This window comes from Spiroplasma endosymbiont of Anurida maritima, from assembly GCF_042465095.1.
In the GTDB taxonomy this organism is placed as follows: domain Bacteria; phylum Bacillota_I; class Bacilli_A; order Mycoplasmatales; family Mycoplasmataceae.
Map to the genome: position 1 here is coordinate 332,682 of NZ_CP102059.1, position 19,541 is coordinate 352,222.

General features: G+C 26.0%; 18 protein-coding genes. 2 read left to right on the forward strand and 16 right to left on the reverse strand.

Annotated features, from left to right (window positions below):
* The first annotated feature begins 135 nt into the window (after positions 1–135).
* Both NPX79_RS01750 and NPX79_RS01755 read left to right on the forward strand, forming a co-directional pair.
* Positions 136–1,173 (forward strand): rod shape-determining protein, encoded by a 1,038-nt coding sequence (locus NPX79_RS01750; RefSeq protein ID WP_381415405.1) that lies wholly within the window; start codon positions 136–138, stop codon positions 1,171–1,173.
* 35 nt (positions 1,174–1,208) lie between these two features.
* Complete coding sequence (locus tag NPX79_RS01755) at positions 1,209–2,258, forward strand: rod shape-determining protein (protein WP_381415406.1); 1,050 nt, start codon at positions 1,209–1,211, stop codon at positions 2,256–2,258.
* A 1,058-nt stretch (positions 2,259–3,316) separates the two neighbouring features.
* Here the strand turns inward: NPX79_RS01755 and NPX79_RS01760 are convergent.
* The 16 genes from NPX79_RS01760 to NPX79_RS01835 form a co-directional block, all read right to left on the reverse strand.
* The gene (locus NPX79_RS01760; protein WP_381415407.1) at positions 3,317–3,544 is read right to left on the reverse strand and encodes a hypothetical protein; all 228 of its coding nucleotides are present in this window, start codon (positions 3,542–3,544) and stop codon (positions 3,317–3,319) included.
* Positions 3,545–4,444 (reverse strand): N-acetylmuramic acid 6-phosphate etherase, encoded by a 900-nt coding sequence (gene murQ / locus NPX79_RS01765; protein ID WP_381415408.1) that lies wholly within the window; start codon positions 4,442–4,444, stop codon positions 3,545–3,547.
* A 14-nt stretch (positions 4,445–4,458) separates the two neighbouring features.
* Positions 4,459–6,201 carry a PTS transporter subunit EIIC gene (locus NPX79_RS01770; RefSeq protein WP_381415409.1) on the reverse strand — a complete coding sequence of 581 codons (1,743 nt, stop codon included), beginning with the start codon at positions 6,199–6,201 and terminating at the stop codon, positions 4,459–4,461.
* 110 nt (positions 6,202–6,311) lie between these two features.
* A complete protein-coding gene (locus NPX79_RS01775) occupies positions 6,312–7,094 on the reverse strand; it encodes a MurR/RpiR family transcriptional regulator (RefSeq protein WP_381415410.1) in 783 nt (260 codons plus the stop codon).
* A 7-nt stretch (positions 7,095–7,101) separates the two neighbouring features.
* The gene (locus NPX79_RS01780; RefSeq protein WP_381415411.1) at positions 7,102–7,275 is read right to left on the reverse strand and encodes a hypothetical protein; all 174 of its coding nucleotides are present in this window, start codon (positions 7,273–7,275) and stop codon (positions 7,102–7,104) included.
* Between the two features lie 644 nt (positions 7,276–7,919).
* On the reverse strand, positions 7,920–8,276 hold the full coding sequence (locus NPX79_RS01785) for a RidA family protein (protein ID WP_381415477.1): 357 nt from the start codon (positions 8,274–8,276) through the stop codon (positions 7,920–7,922).
* A gap of 64 nt (positions 8,277–8,340) precedes the next feature.
* Positions 8,341–9,522, reverse strand: coding sequence for an aminotransferase class I/II-fold pyridoxal phosphate-dependent enzyme (locus NPX79_RS01790; RefSeq protein WP_381415412.1), 1,182 nt, complete (start codon positions 9,520–9,522; stop codon positions 8,341–8,343).
* A 132-nt stretch (positions 9,523–9,654) separates the two neighbouring features.
* Positions 9,655–10,698: an aminotransferase class I/II-fold pyridoxal phosphate-dependent enzyme gene (locus NPX79_RS01795; protein ID WP_381415413.1), complete on the reverse strand. Its 1,044-nt coding sequence runs from the start codon at positions 10,696–10,698 to the stop codon at positions 9,655–9,657.
* A 110-nt stretch (positions 10,699–10,808) separates the two neighbouring features.
* A complete protein-coding gene (locus NPX79_RS01800) occupies positions 10,809–12,908 on the reverse strand; it encodes a fructose-specific PTS transporter subunit EIIC (RefSeq protein ID WP_381415414.1) in 2,100 nt (699 codons plus the stop codon).
* Positions 12,909–13,017: 109 nt separating this feature from the next.
* A complete protein-coding gene (locus tag NPX79_RS01805; protein ID WP_381415415.1) occupies positions 13,018–13,767 on the reverse strand; it encodes a MurR/RpiR family transcriptional regulator in 750 nt (249 codons plus the stop codon).
* A complete protein-coding gene (locus NPX79_RS01810; RefSeq protein WP_381415416.1) occupies positions 13,706–15,682 on the reverse strand; it encodes a DUF2726 domain-containing protein in 1,977 nt (658 codons plus the stop codon). The genes NPX79_RS01805 and NPX79_RS01810 overlap by 62 nt, the downstream gene beginning before the upstream one ends.
* Before the next feature lie 105 nt (positions 15,683–15,787).
* A complete protein-coding gene (locus NPX79_RS01815) occupies positions 15,788–16,615 on the reverse strand; it encodes an AAA domain-containing protein (protein ID WP_381415417.1) in 828 nt (275 codons plus the stop codon).
* Positions 16,616–16,684: 69 nt separating this feature from the next.
* Positions 16,685–17,506: a DNA adenine methylase gene (locus NPX79_RS01820; protein ID WP_381415418.1), complete on the reverse strand. Its 822-nt coding sequence runs from the start codon at positions 17,504–17,506 to the stop codon at positions 16,685–16,687.
* Positions 17,506–18,360 (reverse strand): DpnII family type II restriction endonuclease, encoded by an 855-nt coding sequence (locus NPX79_RS01825; protein WP_381415419.1) that lies wholly within the window; start codon positions 18,358–18,360, stop codon positions 17,506–17,508. The genes NPX79_RS01820 and NPX79_RS01825 overlap by 1 nt, the downstream gene beginning before the upstream one ends.
* A 124-nt stretch (positions 18,361–18,484) precedes the next feature.
* Positions 18,485–18,748 (reverse strand): hypothetical protein, encoded by a 264-nt coding sequence (locus NPX79_RS01830; RefSeq protein WP_381415420.1) that lies wholly within the window; start codon positions 18,746–18,748, stop codon positions 18,485–18,487.
* Positions 18,749–18,751: 3 nt separating this feature from the next.
* A complete protein-coding gene (locus tag NPX79_RS01835; RefSeq protein WP_381415421.1) occupies positions 18,752–19,534 on the reverse strand; it encodes a TatD family hydrolase in 783 nt (260 codons plus the stop codon).
* Positions 19,535–19,541 lie beyond the last annotated feature (7 nt).

Consider the following 19,541-nt stretch of genomic DNA (forward strand, 5'->3'; position numbering starts at 1 on the left):
GTTTAATTAATAGTATAATATTCTTTAAAAATAATGGTATAATCAATGTGTATTGTAAATCTTTTTATGCAACATCATATAAAGAGGACAATTCATTTAAAAGACAAATAGTTATTCTATTTTGGAGGAATTAAAATGGCTTTAAACGGAGGCAGAAAATACAATTTTGTGTCATTAGATTTAGGTACAGCAAATACACTAGTTTTTATAGCTGGTCAAGGGATCGTTTATAACGAACCTTCAATCGTTGCATACCACATTAAATCAAACAAAATTGTTGCAGTTGGTAATGAGGCTGCAAAAATGGTTGGAAAAGGAAACAAAACTATCAGAGTTGTAAGACCCATGGTAGATGGTGTTATTACAGACATTAGAGCTACACAAGCTCAGTTAACTTACATTTTCCAAAAATTAAGAATTACAGCTCACTTAAAAAATGCTGTAATGTTAATGGCAACACCTTCTGTATGTACAGAATTAGAAAAAGATGCACTTAAAAAGATTGCATATCAATTAGGAGCACACTATGTGTGAATCGAAGAAGAAGTAAAAATGGCTGCTTTAGGTGGTGGATTAGACATCACTAAACCATATGGTAACTTAGTAGTTGATATGGGTGGAGGAACAACTGATATTGCAGTTATTGCTTCAGGAGATATTGTTATTTCAAAATCAGTTAAAGTTGCTGGAAACTACTTAAATAACGAATTAGTTAAATATGTACGTTCACAGTATGGATTAGAAATCGGAATCAAAACAGCTGAACAATTAAAAGTTGAAATTGGTTCATTAGCAAAATACCCAGATGAAAGAAAAATGAGCATTTACGGACGTGATGTTGTTTCTGGATTACCAAGAGAAATTATTATTACACCAGAAGAAGTTAGGGAAGTATTAAAAGTTCCTGTTTCAAGAATTGTTGAATTAATCGTACGTGTATTAGAAGAAACACCACCTGAATTGGCTGGAGATATCTTCAAGTACGGAATCACAATTTGTGGTGGTGGTGCTTTAATAAAAGGAATTGATCGTTACATCGAACAAACTTTACAACTACCAACTTCAATTGGAGAACAACCTTTACTATCAGTTATTAATGGTACTAAAAAATATGAAGATGATGTTTTCGACATTATGCGTCATGAAAAAGATAACAAAGATGTTAGTTATTAATTAACTAAAAAAAAAGATATTAGGAGGCATTTATTGTGAAACCAAATACAATAAAATTTATCGGTCTAGACTTAGGAACTAAAAATACTTTATGTTATGTTTCTGGTCACGGAATAGTATATAATGAACCATCATTTATGGCCTACGACACAATTACTAACGCTTTAATCGCTTTAGGTACTGATGCGTATGAAATGATCGGAAAAACTCACAGCAACATTAGAATGGTTACACCATTAGTTGATGGAGTTATTGCTGACTTAGATGCAGCGAAAGACTTACTAAAACATATTTTCAGTAAAATGAAAATGCTTAACATTTGAAAAAACTCAATCGTAGTTCTTGCATGTCCAAGTGGAGTTACAGAACTTGAAAGAGAAGCTTTAAAATTAGTTGCTAAAGAAATGGGTGCAACACACGTTGTAATCGAAGAAGAAGCTAAAATGGCTGCTTTAGGAGCTGGAATTAACATTGATCGTGCTCAAGGACACTTATTAATTGATATTGGTGGAGGAACAACAGATATGGCGATTATTTCTGCTGGATCAATTGTTGTTTCAATGAGTACAAAAACAGCTGGAAACCACTTTGATGATGAAATTGCAAAATACATTCGTTCAGAATATAACATTGCAATTGGAGCAAAAACTTCTGAAAACATCAAAAAACAAATTGGTTCATTAGTTAAGTATCACAACGAAAGAGCAATGCAAGTTTACGGACGTGATATTGTTTCTGGATTACCAAAAGAAGCTAAAATTACATCAGAAGAAATTAGAAATGTGTTATTAAACTCATTCTCAAAAATTACTGATATGTTAATTGAATTATTAGAACACACACCACCAGAATTATCTGGAGACATCATGAAAAATGGTATCACAATTACAGGTGGAGGAGCATTAATTAGAAATATTGAAAAATACTTCTCAGATATCTTCTTACTAAAATGTAAAATTGCTGACGAACCATTAGACTGTGTTATTGAAGGATTACGTTTATACGAAAAAGTTGTACGTAAGAGAATCATGGACGGATACTACGAGAAAGAAAACCAATTAAGAGGAGCTTTCGGTAGAAAATAAGTATTAACCTTATATCAACAATATTAAAATATAAATTAAGCTTAATTAAAAAGAGAATCTGACGAGATTCTCTTTTTTTATTTTTTATAATTAGGGAGTAATAATGGATAAAAAAATAAAATACATAAAAATGTCTATTCTAATTTCTATCATATTGGTGGCTGTTTTTACCTTAGTTGTTAGGACTATTTACGATGCGGCNAAAAATGATTTTCCCTTCTATTATCCTAAAGGACTAGATAAATTTTCTTTTACTTATTCTTTCTTTTATCAGTTTATTTATTATAGTAATTGAACTGTTTTATTAACAATTATTNNATGACTTTTTTTACTAATAATTAATTTAAAAAATAATAAATATATTGAAGACAAACATGATCGTATAACTTTAGTGGCGGTTTCAAATTTATTTATTATGGTTTTATATTTTTCTGGATTTATTCCTTCAAAAATAGACCCTAAAATTGATTCAGCTAACCCTTTAACGAGTTGATCTGATTGAGCTAAATCTGTTCCCCCGCATTTAGTTATCCCTGTGTTATATATTTTTTATTATTTTATGTTTTGCAGTATTGAAACAAATGCTAAAAAACATTTTAAAAACAAATGATGGTATTACACTATTTTTATTGGTGTTTATGTAGGTGTAGTATTCTTTAGATATGTTTTACTTAAGATAAATGACATTGATAATCCAAAATTAAACTTTCCTTATTGATTTTTAAGTCCTGACGCATTNACTTGGTTTGGTTTTATTCCCCTTTTATCCTTAATTTTATTTGGTCATTCTCTTGCCGGTTGGGGTTTTAAATACTTAGCAAATAAAATTAATTTAAAATATTTTTAAAATTATATTTTGCATTAAAAATAATGTAATATGTGAGGGACTATTGAATAAGTCAAAATATACGGAGGTAATAATATGGGAAACCAAAAAGCTAATCAAACTAATCACAATAATACAAATCAATCTCATAATAATACAGACTATAATCACACTAACAATAATAGAGCTAATCAAAAAAACCCAAATAGCAAGTAAATAAAAAGCAGAATGTTTAAAAATTCTGCTTTTTATTTACTTTTTTATTTATATATTCAATTATTATTCAAAAAATAGAACAGCCAAATAATAATGCTACACCAATTATCATAGTAATAATTCCTGGTTGAAGCAAATCTTTGCTAAATATTATTGCTCCAGTTGCCACTAACATTATTCCTAAAATCATTGTGGTACATATAGTAATTTTTTGTCATGTTTCTAAATTTGAATATGAACCCATTTATTGAAGTGCTCCCCTTAGTACTTGTTGACTATTATCCAACATTTTTTGTGCTACATCTAGTGTAACTTTCTTTAATAAACATATTATAGTTAATTTTACATTCATATTGCAATCTTTTAATTTTGAAAAAATTAATTTTTCATCATTTATTTTTGTTATTTCTTTAACGATATTAATTGCTCTACTAACTAGTTTTTCATTTGTTGTTTGCACATCAACCATTAAATTATCGTACACTTTTCCTAATTTAATCATTGTTGTTGTAGAAATCATATTTAGAACCATTTTAGTAGCTGTTCCTGATTTCATACGTGTTGATCCCGTAACAACTTCAGGACCTACTAAAACTTCAATACAAATGTCTGCAACTTGTTTAAATTCTGAATTACTTGTCATGCATAAAGCTATGGATTTTGCCTCAATGCTTTTTGCGTATTCCATAGCTCCAATACAATAAGGCGTTCTACCAGAAGCTCCAATAACAAAAATAATATCGTTTTTAGTAAAATTTACATTTTTTAAATCTTCGATTGCTAATTCTTTTGAATCTTCAGCCCCTTCAACAGGAACCCTTAAAGCTATGTCTCCCCCAGCAATTATTCCGTAAAACATATCACCAATTCCATATGTTGGTAGCATTTCACTAGCATCAAGAACCCCTATTCTACCAGAAGATCCTGCTCCTAAATAAAATATTCTTCCTTTATTTTTAACACTCTCAAAGATAGTGTCTGTAGCTTCTATTATTTTGGGCATTGCTGCATTAATTGCGTTTGTTATTTTAGCATCTTCTTTATTTATTACTTCTAAAATTTCTTTTGTATTTTTAGTATCTAAATTATTACTATTACTGTTCCTTTGCTCGGTAGCAATATTTTTTAATTCAATTTTTTTCATATATTTACTTTCCCTTAAACTAACTGAAATTTATTATATTCTTGTCTTACACTTACATCTAATTTTTTGTATTTTACACTTCAAAATATTACTAAACCAAAGAATGTTAAATACATTAAAGATAAACTAATTATTTTTAATGTACCTAAAATAATTCCTTGAAAGTTTTTTTGTTTTATTTCGTTTGTTCATTTACTATATAAGTCTTTTGATAGTATTGTTCCATATCTTGAGACTCTTGAATAAGCAAAGAAACAAATAAGAATTCCTGTAACATATGTAATAATTACTGCTAATAAATACATTAATATACCTAAAACAACATTATTTGTTGTTGTTGTCATCATAATTGCGGCAACTAAACCACCAGGACCTGTTGCAGCATTCATAGAAATTGTTATTCCACCTCATGTTGATAAGGCCCCAATAAAGAACCCTCCAAATGTTGCAGAAATACAAGATAAAATAAATGGTTTAACTCTTGGTAAAGAAATTCCATAAATTAATGGTTCTCCAATTCCCATAAATCCAGGAATTATTGCTCCAGATATTTGACGTCTTAATGTAGAACCTTTACCAGCTAAAAATCACATCCCGATACAAACTCCAACTTGAGCAACACCAGCCATAGCCATTATTGGAAACAATGGATTAGTATGACCAGTATCTCCAAGATCTATTAAAGCAAAATATATTGGTAAAAATCCTTGATGAACTCCAAAAGCAATAGCAAATAAGAAAATACCCGCTAAAACAGCTGCTCCAAATGGATTTGAATATAAGTTATTCATTAATCAAGTTATACCTGTAAATAAATATCCAGCAGCCGGAATAATGAATACAAAATTAGCTGCTAGCATTACTAAAATAACCAATATTGGAGTAACTATTGTATCGGCTACTCCTGGCATAAATTTTCTAAATTGTTTTTCTACAAAAATAGTTATGGCTCCAGCGATCATAGCTCCAATAAGCCCAGCATGTGGAGCCCCTAATGTAGCAATTCCTGTTGTTCCTAAGTTAACAAATCCAACTGTAAATCAATTTGATTCTATATTGGCACTGTTAATTACCATTCCTAAGAAGTTATACCCAGAAATAATACCTTCCGCGTTTTCAATGGGAATAAATATCCCAGAAATGATCGATCCGGCAAATGGTGTATAAATAGCTGTCATTAAAGCTACTAATCCGGGATTAGCACCTCATTCTTCAGCCATTCTTCAGCCCACAGCTATTATAAATACATTTGTTAACACCGCTAACATAATTGTTAATACAGAAATTCAAGAACTTAAACTAGCACTTGGTTCAATTGTTGCGGTTAAAATACCTGAAATTCCAGATAATAAACCAGCTCCAATAAAGGCTGGTATAAGTGGAGTGAACACTTTAGAGATTTTAGATAAAAATCCTTTTACTTTTCCTCCGTCACTTTTTCTTTTTGCTTTTTCTATTTTTGCTAAATCAGCAGCTGATAAATCACTGTTATTTGTATTATTAGTTTCAGACTTTAATGTAACAATTTTATCAAACTCTGTAGCTACTTTATTAACAAAACCAGGACCTAATATAATTTGATATTCATCCCCGGCCATTACTAACCCTAAAACACCATCAATTTTCTTTAAATCATCTGTATTAAAATTAGGTTTAGCTTTAACTCTTAAGCGCGTCATACAATTAGTAAAAGAAATAATATTTTCATTCTTTATTACTTTTAAAATATTTTCAGCAACTTTATTTGGTTTAGCCATAACTAGTAAATTCCTTTCTTTTATAAATTCATTTATATTTTAAAGTTATTGAAAATATTTTCTATAAATAAAACAAAATATGAAACTAGTTTCATATTTTGGAAAAATTTTTAATATACGCTGTTTAACAATAGTTCTTCATATTTTGAAGGGTTTTTCTTGTAAATATATCAAGCCATTTTATACACAATATATGTCATAGCTGTTCTTGATTTTAAAGAAAGAATTCTAATTAAGTTTTCTGAATTATCAATTTTAAACACTAAATCAGCAAGATCTTTTAATGGACTTTCGTCATCTCTTGTAATGGCAATAACTTTACATTTTCTTTCTTTAGCTTTTTTAACTAATTTTAATATTTCTTCACTTTCTCCAGTATATGAAAAGGCTCAAACTAAATCTGTTTCTTTAGCATTAGACACAGAAACAAACATTCCGTGTTGATCAAAATTATGTTCTGCTTTAAAACCAAATCTTTCTAACCTTGTTTTCATTTCATAACAAACAGAATGATTTCCTCCTAAACCAAATAAAAAATTATTTGTGGAATTAATTAGCATTTTATAAGCTGTCTCAAAGATATTGTCACTATTTAACTTAGCCGTTATTTCAATAGGATCCAACATTACTTCTTTATCAAACTCTGTTAGCATGTTTTCGTTTTCATGTTGGTTGTGTCTGTTTTCATTTAATAATAAATATTTAAACTCTTTAAACCCATCAAATCCATATGACTTAAAAAATCGGGTTACACCCGATTTAGACATATAAGCATTTTTAGCTATATCATCTATATTTAATTCTTTATTTTCTTCTAATAATTCATGAATATAAGAAAGTAATTTATTTGCTTTTTCATTGTTAAGTAAAAATTTAAATGCTGATTTTTTCATTATTTCCTTATTTAATATCAAAATAATCGTCAGTAAAGTTTTCTAAACTTCTATATTTATCATCAATACTGATATCTCTATTTTTTGCGTATTTTATATGACTTAAATATTGTTTATAAACACTATCTAATCTTTTTTCAATGTAATCTTTTATCAATAGAATCGTTTGTACTATAAGCATAACCATCATATTTTCCGTTTATTAGCATCTTTATTTTCTGCTTTTATAATTGGATTACCAAGAGTTTCACCGGAAATTATATACCCAACATTGATTGAAAAATTTCTCTTTTTGTCTAATATATTAACCTCATATTCAGCAATTATGCCTTTGAAAAATTGTCTTAATAATCTACTGTCATCATAATCGTTGATTCCCTTCAATTCGTGTAATTTAAAAACTACCGGAAAATTTTTTCATAATATATTTTTAATATCAGAACTTCTATATCATCAATTATCATGTTTTTGAAATAAATCAAAAAAATAATCAAATATTTTAAATTTAATATTTTTTGCGAACTTCTTTTTTTATATATTCTTTATAAGAAAAATTAAAAATATCTTTTTGAATATGCATCAAAACTGCCGCTCTTTATTAATTTTGAAACTTTATTTTATCATTATCTGTTCAATTATTGATGCAACAATATATTTATTAAAATATTCTTTTGAAAATAGTCTTCACTCTCTAAAGTTTTAATAATTTCTAAATATTTATCCTTCATATCTTTTGACTAAAAAACTCATAATAAAATGCTTTTTGAATGAAGGGTACAAAATATAGCATTTAAGTTTTTTTATTTCTTTTTTTTCCATAAATTATTAAATCTTATCAATTATTAATTCAATTTCAACTTCTGCATCTAATGGAAGTTTTCCAACTTGAAATGCTACTCTAGCTGGTTTGTGATCTTGAAAGAATTCTTGATAAACATCATTTACAGCTTTAAAACTTGCTAAATCTTTTAAATAAACTGTAGCTTTTAATACATCTTCTTTTGTTGTATTTGTTTCTTTTAAAATTGTTGCAATGTTTTCAAAGATTTTTTTNNTAGTTTGATTTAAAATTCCATCTTCTAAAACAGTTTTATCTTTATCAATTCCTAATTGTCCTGATACAAAAACTAATCCTGTTTTTGATACTGCATAATGTGAATAGTGCCCTAATGGTTTTGGTAAGTTACTTGTGTTTTACTCATAATATAATCTCCTTTAAATACTTGATTTATCTTTTTATTTTATGTTATAGAAGCAAAAATGTTTTTGCAAGCATTGTAAAATTTTTAATAATTCTTTTCTTTGGACAACCAATGTTAATTCTAACTCAACCTGGTTCTCCTCCAAAAAAGTTATCAGAAAAGTTTGGAATAAAATTATGTTCAATACACAAATCCCTAAACTGATCTGTTGTTAAATTGCTATCAAATTTGACTCATAGTAAATAAGATGAGTCTGAATCAAAGATTGAAATATTTAAATCTTTTAATTCTCTTTTTGCAATTTCCATGTTTTCNNACTGAATTCTATCTAAAAATTTTTTTAATCATTTTCTTGGTCTTGGATCATTATAAGCTGTTTGTAAAATAGGTTGAACAAATATATTTGGTGTAGTAACATAGTTTTTTACATATATATCATCAATTATTTTTCTTAACTCTTGATTATAAGTAACAATGTAACTACCTTTCATTCCTCCTAAATTGAATAATTTATTTGGAGAATTTCCAACAATTAAATTTTTTATTTTATCTTTATATTTCAAAAGACTAATAAAAGTTCCTTTTAAATCTAAATCTCCATGAACTTCATCAGAAAATAAAATAACATTGTGTTTATTACAAATTTCTACAATTTTATCTAAATCGCTTGATGTTCAGTTTTTACCACTAGGATTGTGTGGGTTACAAAACATAAATAATTTAACATTGTCTTTTATTATCTTGTTTTCAAAATCTTCAAAATCTATTTCATACGTGTTATTTTTATAAACTAATTTGTTATCCGCAACTTTTCTATTATTATTTATAATAGCTTGTCCAAAAGGTTCATAAACTGGAGTTTGAACCAAAACACCTTCACCTTCTTTTGTTGTTGCTTGAATAATTTGATGCATAAAATTAACTGTCCCTTGTATTAATTTTATGTCTTGTCTTTTCATAGAAATGCTATATCTACTGTCATATCAATTAATAACAGCATCTAATGATGCATCATTTACATAAGAATAACTATAACTTCTAATTTTTGCTCTTTTAATTATAGTTTTAAATATTGTTTTTTCTGTAGCAAAATCTGAATCTGCAATGTGGGCGTTTAAAATGTGCCCTTCTTTTAAGTTTGGGAATTTGCTTCTAAGAAATTCTAAGTCAGCTTTTCGTTCATAGCTGTGTTCTTTGTTGATAGCTTTTTTTAAACCATTAAACATAAAGTACCTTCTTTTCTAAAAATTATCACATAATTATTAAAACAAAATATAATAAAAATTTCCATTGTATTTTATAAAAAAAATATTTTTTTCTATATATTTATTGCTTATTTAAATGTATTATACTCTTATTTATAAGATTTTTAAATAAGTAATTAATTTTTTAAGTTTTTTTCAATCTGTGCTTATGTTTAAGCGAATCCACCCAACTTCACACCCATAAAAGTTGTGAGAGTGATTTAAAACAATATTTTTTTGAATCATTTCACTTTCTAAATTTTTTGAGTTTTTATATTTAAGTCACGGAAGATATGAAGAATCTGAATTAAATAATTCAAAATTTGTTTCTTTAAGCTCGTCTTCTAAGTAATTATAATTTTTAATCATTTTTTTATTAAAAGAATTTAATCACAAAATGGTTTTTTTATTTGTGTATGCAGCTTGAATAGCTGGTTGTAAAAACACATTTGGTGATGTTAAAGAATTTTNTTTATACACATTATTAATTTGTTCTAGCAATTCCATGTTATATGAAATAATATACGATCCCTTTAAACCTCCCAAATTAAATGGTTTGTTGGGTGAGTTTGCGATTATTAAATTATTTATTTTATCTTTAAAATTAAGCAAACTAATAAAAGTGTTTTTTAAATCTAAATCACAATGAACTTCATCAGAAAATAAAACAACATTATATTTATTACATAAATCAATAATTTTTAGTATTTCATTTTTGTTTCAATTTTTACCCCCAGGATTGTGAGGATTGCAAAACATAAACAATTTAACATTGTTATTTTTAAATTTATTTTCTAAATCTTTAAAATCAATTTTATAAGTTTGATTTGTATATAATAACTTATTTTCTATAACTTTTCGTTCATTATTAATAATGGATCTACCAAACGGCTCGTAAATTGGTGTTTGGATTAAAACACCATCTTTTTTACTAGTTACAGCTTGAATAATTTGGTGCATAAAACTAACTGTTCCATGTACAATTTTTATGTTTTCTTTTTCAATTGAAATATTGTGTTTATTTTCATATCAAGTTTTAATAGCTTTTAATGTTGCATCATTTGTATATGAATAACTAAAACTGTTTAAATTAACACGCTTTTTAAGAGCTTTTACAATATGCTTGGGAGTTGAAAAATCTATGTCTGCGATTGACATATTTATTATTTTTTTTGTTGGATCTAATTTGGGAAATTCTTTTAATAAAAATTCTGTATCAGCTTTTCTTTCATAACTTTTAGTTTTATTTTTACTTTTTTTTTAAAGGGCTAAACATTTTTATTAACAACTTCTTTTTTCTTATCTAAATTCACAAGTCCCATTGTTAAAACTTTAACAACATTAACACGAATTTTTCTTTCTAATTCAGGTTTTTTAGCTAATAATTTTAATCCCAATATAGTTAATGTAGAAATAAGAGATCCAATTAAAGCAATAATTAAGAATAATACAATAGCAAATCAAACAGGTAGTGCTCCGGTTGTTGAAGAAATACCAGCCATTGTAATAAATCCTCCCCCAGTTATTGTTGATCCTAAATTAAAGGCATATGTTAATCCTCCAGCTGTAGCTCCACCAAGAATAAATCCAGGAATTACTCTAAACGGATCTGATAGCATTAACGGAATTGAACCTTCTGTAATACCTAAAGAAGACATTAATCAAGAAATTTTTCCAGCGTCTTGTTCTTGTTTATTACATCATTTTTTACCAATTGTTGTTACTAAAGTTGTAGTTCAACCAGTTCCAATTCCAGCTGCTCAAAATGCAGTATAAGGAACTAATAATGCTGGATCTCCTCCAACAGACATTGCTTGTGTATATGAAGCAAAACTAAATGCTCAAGCAACTTTATTAAATGGTCCACCAAGATCAAATACACATAAAAATCCAATAACTATACCAGCTAAAAATGATACATTAGAATACTGTAGTTGTGTTAATCCATCAAATATCACACTAACAAATAAAGCTAATGGTTGTCCAATTACAAATAAAATGACAACAATAATAATTAATGATGATAAAACAGGATATACAAATCATGTAAGAACAGATTGCATTCTTTTACTTTTTACATATTTTTTAGCACCAATCATCATATAACCAACAATGATCCCAGTAATTAAGCCCCCTAAGAAACCAAGCCCGGCAACAACAGTTGTTGGGTTACCATCAACCATTTTTTCATATGTTACAGCATTACAAGCTAGACCTCCTAAGAAACCTGGAAATAATCCGGGTTTATCAGCTAAAGCATAAGCAATGTAAGCTGCTAACACAGGCGCTAATAAAACACTTAAAGCTTGTCCTCCAACACTTGATATTTGGTTTAATCAGTTGGCATTTTCCTTAATTGTATCTGCTCCAAATATTTGATTAATAATTGTAATTAAAGCCACAATTGTTGTTCCAGCAACAATTACCGGTACTACATAACTAATTCCAGTTAAAATAGCATCTTTTAAATTTTTAGTTTCTTTTTTAAACCTAACTTTAAAACTTTTATTTGTTACTTCAGATTTTTTTTGATTTGGATCTAATTTTGAAACAACTTTATTTTTTATGTTTAATATGTCATTTCATATGTTATCCATATTTTTTAAAGGTTCTGCAACCCCAGTTTTAATTTGAGGAATATTTTCAAAACGTTCCATATCTCTGGGATTAATGTCAGCTGATATTAATAAGGCATTAGCATTTGCAACATCATCTTCAGTGATTTTGTCTTCAATTCCATTTGCTCCTTGTTTTTCAACTTTTACATCTCACCCTTTTTCTTTGGCAAAATCTTCAATTTTTTTAGCTGCCATATATGTATGAGCGACACCAGCTGGACATCCAGTTATTGCTAATAAATATCCTTTGCTTTTTTTATTAGGACTTTTTTCTAAAACACTTACTTCTTCTTTAAAAATTAAATTTATTATATTTTCAAGATTTGTATCTTTTTTTAAAGTATCTCTAATATTTTTATCAAGAAGTTTCTTTGCAACAGAACTCATGATGTTTAGGTGTTTAGCCGGATCATTTTCTGGAATCATTAAAGCTATTGCAACTTTAACTTTGCTATTGTCGAAAGTTCCTCATTCTATTTCTTGTGAAAATCTAATGAAAGCTATTTTCGCTTCTTTTATTTCTTGAATTCTAGCATGGGGAATGGCAAAGCCATCTTCTAGACCNNTAGTGCTTCCTTCTGTTTCTCTATCGAGAAAGCCTTTTAATAAAGTATTTTGATCATCTACAATATTGTTATCAAAACCTAATTTGGCTAACTCCAATAAAGCTTCATCTTTATTTTTTGCTTTAGAATCTAATATTATTAAATTATCATTAAAAATATTAGATCCGTATTTATATTGAGCCATATTCTCTCCTTTAAAGTAAAATAACTTACAATATAATTAAAACAAATAAATAATAATTTCTATCATATTTTTACAAAATAAAAATATATTCCAATAAATGAAATATATTTTACTTTTCCATGTATATGTAATCTCAAAATTGTTGTAAAACTTGCGATCTTATTGAAAACACATCTCAGAAATCACTTTCCGTATTGTCTATTTCAAAAACATAATCTGTTAATTTATTTAACGGTCCTTTTTGACCAGTTATGGCAATTGTTTGACACTTTTCATTTATTGAAAATGCAATGTTTTCCAAAAAGGAATTATTTCCAGATAAAGAAATGAAAATAACTAAATCTTTTTTATTTAACACCTCTACGTAAGAATCGATTAAAGAAATATCATCTTCTAAATATATGTGATAACCTTTTTTTCTCATTCTTTGCACAAATGGTTTTGTTGCAAAAAAACCAATATTAAAACAAAAAATATGAACTTTTCTTTCTTTATTAAAAAGAGGTAAAATCACATCTTTTTCTTTTTGATATTTTTGAAACATGTTTATAGAAGCTTGATTTTTTATATCTAAATATTTATTGATTGCTATATTTTTATCTTTTAATGAATTTAATTCTTTATCAGTATTATTCTTAATAATAAATTTTAGTTCATTTAAACCATCATAACCTAANNGCGCCTGGCAAAATCTAACAATAGATGAAGGACTTACATTACATTTTTCGGCTAAATCTTTTGTTTTAGCATTGGCACAAAAATTTAAATTATCTAAAATAAATTTGGCTATAATAGAATTAATTTCTTTCTTGCTTCCTAAAGTAATAAGGCTTGTTAATTTTTTTATTAAATGATCCATTTTTTACTATTTCCTCTTTTTGTTTTATTTTTATTATTTTTTTAGTTAAAATTTTTAATAAAATTTCTGTTTCTCTTTCACTAAAATCCATTACTTTATGTTTAGTGAAGCCCGCATCTTTTAGCGCTTTAATTATATTGGTATTTACAGCTTCCATTTGGTTTGATTTTTTAGACATGTCAAAAAAATTATATTTAACACCAATTTTTTTAAGAACAGATTTTTTAAACAGTAATACTTGGTTGCTTTCTTTTGTGTTTTCAAAACAATCAATAACTAGTTTTAAATTGTTATTTTTATCTTTCAAAATAAAATCTACATAATGATTTTTTATAATATTTTTTTCTTCTTCTGTATAAATTAGTTTAGTATAATTGTTACTTTCAACAATACTTTTTAGTGGTGTATTTTGGTTTATATTGTAAACATATGTTTCTTTTTGAAAATTATTATTTTTAAGAAGGCAACTGTGAATCAACATTTTCAAATTACGTTCATCGCATTTTTTACATATTTTAATGTGTTTATCAAAAACATCAGGATCTATGTTTTTATTTTTTTTAGAAAATTTTAAATCGTTTAAGTTTTTTTGAATAAACATTTTAATATCTATCTCATTACCATCAAAAAAAAATTTTTCATATGTTGGTATTCTTAACAAATCAATATTCATCTTGCTTAGAATTGAGTTTTTAATTTTATCGTTCTCTTTTGTTTTATAGTCCTTTTCATGGAAAGAACCATCACATTCAATTGCCAAAGAAATATTATTATCATTATCTGTTAAAAAGAAATCTACATGTGAATCATTTTCTATAAACGCTAATTCTTTTTCCGATAATTTATCTTTTATTTTTTTATCTTTGATATCTATAAAATTTTTTAAAAAATATTGCGTTTTATATTCAAAGTTATATAGAATTTCTGATGAATTATTAGTAATATTGCTTCTTAAACTATTTATAATATCAAAAATAATAATTTCTGAGGGATTATGAGGTTTCATATTACACTTATTTCATTTTAAAAAATGTTTTTCTTTCATTGCCTTTATACAACAATCTTCTGGACAATNCATTACAAACATGACATTTTTTACGTGATTTTTAACAATCTCTATCAATAAATCTATGTTTTCTTCAGAAAGTTTATCAAACTCGTTTATAGACTCATGTTTTTCAACATAAGGTTGTACTTTCAATATATGGTCATATAATTTTTTATAAATAGTGTCTTTGTGCATATATTTTTCAAAAATAATGTAAATTAATTTTTTCTTAGCTCTTGAAACGGAAACATTTATTAGTTCATTGTTTAACTTAAAATTTTCCTTATTATCATGCGTAAAAGGAGTGGCGAAAATTACAAGGTCTTCTTCTGTTCCTTGGCTTTGATGAACTGTTTTATTGATTGCACTTTTTTCGTTTTCTGTCTTAAGAGCTATATCCCGGGTTGGATATACAAATAATGTTTTATTATCTTTATATTTTTTAAAATATTTCTTTTTNNTTTCAATTGTAATTTTGTCACTATAAAATTCACTTTCATTTGTTCCAATATTTTTTTCTCTAAATGATTTTAAAATGCTAATTTCAAATGGATGAGTGTCTTCTTTAGACAACATTTTCATATTAATAAGTTTATTATTGTAAAAGTTAACATTGCAAAATTGCATAATTAACGGATGACACCTATAATGTTCTAATAACATTTGACTATTTTCACTATTAGAAGAAAGTTTCATAAAACTAACATCATGCAATGTTTCGGTAAAATTTTTTGGTTTTGGTATTTTGTTTAACTCTGTTTTTAATTCTGAATCATATTTATTAAAGGACTGAATTTGTTTTAAATCTCCTAAAATTATTATGTTTTTTCCTAAACTTAAAGTAGGTATACCTATTTCTGATTCCAAAACTGAAGCTTCATCTATTATTATATAGTCATAAAGTTGTTTATTTTTTTCGTTTTTTTTGGGGAAAAATATTGTGAACAGTACTAAATNGTAACTAAATTTTTTTTAAATTTTAATTTCAAAATATTTTTTAATTTTTTTTTGAAGTAGTTTATTTGATTGAATATTAATTTGTTTATAATCTTCGTTTATTTTATTTAATTCTAACTTTTTTTCTTCAGAAAGCAGTATTACATTTTTTTGCAAAACATTATTATTGTTTTCAGCAATTAATTTTTCTTCTAATTGTTGATTATTTTCTAATGATGATATATATTTTTTAAGCAGTTTNNTCATGGTTTTTTTTGCCCTATACAAATTAATTAAGTTTTTTTTTTCATCATGTATCCGAAAAATTTTCAAACTCTTCATTTTTTCTTTTTTTAAAAATTCTTTAAAAGTTTTTTTATAATTAAANNTAAAAAATAAGGTTTTAGTTTTTTTCCCTGCTATTTCAAAATTCAATCTATCGAAAATATTAAAAACATGCTCTTTTCCTTTAGCTATAACTGCCACTGTTTTATTTTGAAATATAATGTTACTAATAATATTTAAAATTGTCTGGGTTTTGCCTGTTCCAGGAGGACCTTGAATTGAAGATATATTGTTTTTAAATACATGTTCAATAGATTGTTGTTGAGAAAAACTAACTTTAAAAGGGTAAACTAATTTATTTTTATTAAAATCATTATTTTTACTAGTTTTTTTATTTAAAAAATCATTTAACAGAACGGAATCTTTTGGTATATTTTGTTCGTTTAAGTATTCACTAACCCTATTAGTAACTCGAGCTATTTCTCTTATTTTTTCAATTTTATGGTTTTTATGATAATTATGAATACAATTTATATAGTTTTTTATGTATTCTAAAAATTCACTATTATCTATACTCAAAACAAAGGTTCTTTCATTTAAATTACTAATTATTACACATTATACAACGAACCAATGGAAATTTAAAATTTAGTAATTTTTAATTAAAACTTCTTCATGGTTTTTTCTGTTTTTTCCATTTGAGTTAACATTTCTGTTTACCAACACCTTTTCAATCTTAAAATCCTTATAAATGGTAGAAACTAAATCTGTGTTGTGATTTGAAAGCAAAAATTTAACATTTTTATTATTTAATTTTTGACAAAAATCTGCCAACTCTTTTTGTTCCTTTTGGTCAAATGATGATGAGTTGTAACTTATAAATGAGTTACTATTTAATTTATCATATGGTGGATCTAAATAAACAAAATCACCTTCTTTAACAATGTCTAGTATTTTTTCAAAACTGTGACATTCTATTTTTGTTGTTTTTAAAAATTTAGCAATTTTTATTACATTTTCTATGTCATATATTTTTGGGGCTTGTTCTTTTTTATTTCAAGGAGCATTAAATTGCCCTTTGGAATTCACTCTATATATGCCATTAAAACATGTTTTGTTTAAAAAAATTAATCTTGCAGATTTTCAATAATCACATTTATCTTTGAAGGTAGTTTTTCTGTCTTCACTTCTTAAACAGTAAAAAAAATTCTCTGGATCTTGATTGTAACTGATTCGCATTTTTTCTATATTATAAATAACTTTTTTGTAATCATCACGTATACAAATATACAAATTAATTAAATCTTCATTTAAATCTGAAAAATATGAATTACTTATAGCCAAATTAAAACCTATTGCTCCACCACCAAAAAAAGGTTCAAAATATGTATTTATCTTTTCCGGTAATAAAGAAGATATTTTATTTACTAATTGTGTTTTACCGCCCACTCATTTAACTAGAGGTTTCATTAATTTTCCTTTAAATCATTAATATTAAAATCTTGAAATGTTTTTAAATTAAACATAAAATTAATTTCATTATATGCATCACGTATTGCATTCTTACTTTTTAATCAAGCAGGGCCATCTGTTATTCAAATAAATTTAAAATTTTTAGAATTTTTTATTGTTTCATTTAATTTAGTATATGACCTTGCTGTTTCTTGTATTTTACTTCCTGTGGAATTATATGCATTTACTTCTACTAAAAAAAGATTATTGTTATATTCAAAAACAAAATCAAACCTTTTTGGAGCTCCTTCAACTTTAAAAATATCTTCTACTTCTTTTTTATTTAAACCATAATTTTTTATAAATAAATCAGAAGAAACTTCTTTTTGAAATGATATATTTTTGTTTAAAAAACTTTCTTCAACTAATCTAACCATAATGTTCCCAGTTCTATTTTTTCTAGCATTTGTGTCCATGCCCACTTCAACACCCAATAAATAATCTCTNNTGATATTAGAAATATTATTACTTTTAAAAAAATTTAATAATCCTACATCTTCAAAAATTTTTCAAGCATCTTTTTCATTCATTTCTTCTACTTCTATTATTTGTTCTAGATTTTTTATGGAATTTTTTTCTCCCCTTAAAGCAAAAAGTAAAGTTAATAAAAATCTAAATTTATAATTGTTTTTAAAAACATTAAAAAAAAACATCTTTATTCATGTTTGATTNNTTAAAAACAAATTAAATTCTTCTATTTCTTTTTCAAAAACTATTACGTTTTCACTAACTTTTTTAATATCTACATAATCTCCAAGAGTAAAAATAGATTTTTTTAAAGTTTTTAAGAAATAGTCAAAGTTTTTCTCCATAAAGTTCTCCAGTTTAATTAAATTTATTCAAGATATTTACCTTTTGAAAAAGATAAATAATTTTTAATAACGATTATAATTTGTATTAACAATGTTATACCAACTAATGAAAATGATGTAATTGCTAAGGCAAAAATATAATTCTTATATTATTTGTATCATAATTAGTAAAAAATAAAATAACAAACACAAACCCCAGGAACAAAAAGAATGTAAATGGGATATATAATAAATTTGCTATTCTTGTTAATTTTTTTGATCCAATATAACATTCATTATGCATTGGTCCAACATTTTTAGAAATAAAGAAACTTCTCTTAAAAACAGGTTTTGCTTCAACAATTTTATTATTATTATTTATTTCTGTTTTACACAAAATACAATGCATCCATTAAAATTCATCTTTGATTGAAAATAAATTTTTAGCATTTCTAGTTGTAATACGAATCATTTCTTCGTATGGAATTTGCTTAATTTCAGCTAATTTTCTTACAGTATACACAATAAAATTAGGATAGTTTAACTTTCCTCTATAAGGATGTGGAGTTAAATATGGAGCATCAGTTTCCACAAGAAGTTTTTCAAATGGAAGTTCTTTTGCAACATCTCTTAATTCTTGAGCATTATTAAAGGTAATGTTTCCAGCAAACGAAATATATAATCCTAAGTCAATGAATTTTTTTGCCATATTTAAATCACCGTTATAACAGTGCATTAAACCTTTTGTGACATTCATTTCTGCCATAATTTCATAAGCATCTTCATAGGCATCTCGACAATGAATTATAACTGGTAAATCATATTTTTGAGCTATTTCAATTTGACGTTTAAATCATTTTTTTTGTACATCTGGTTCAACATTTTTATGAAAGTAATCTAAACCAATTTCACCAATTCCAATTATTTTGTCACTAGCAGCTAGTTTATCTAATTTAACATAATCATCTTCTTGATAACGATCAACATCTGTTGGATGAAACCCAACAGTTGCATAAACATTTTCATATTTTTGTGCTTGTTGTGTTGCTAAAATACTTGTTTCTAAATCATATCCAACATTATTAATTAAAGTAACATTTGATTGTTTTGCATCTTCTACAATCTTTGTAACTAATTCTTCGCTATCTTGATATTTATGTGATGCTAAATGACAGTGTGTATCAAAAATTCCCATATATACT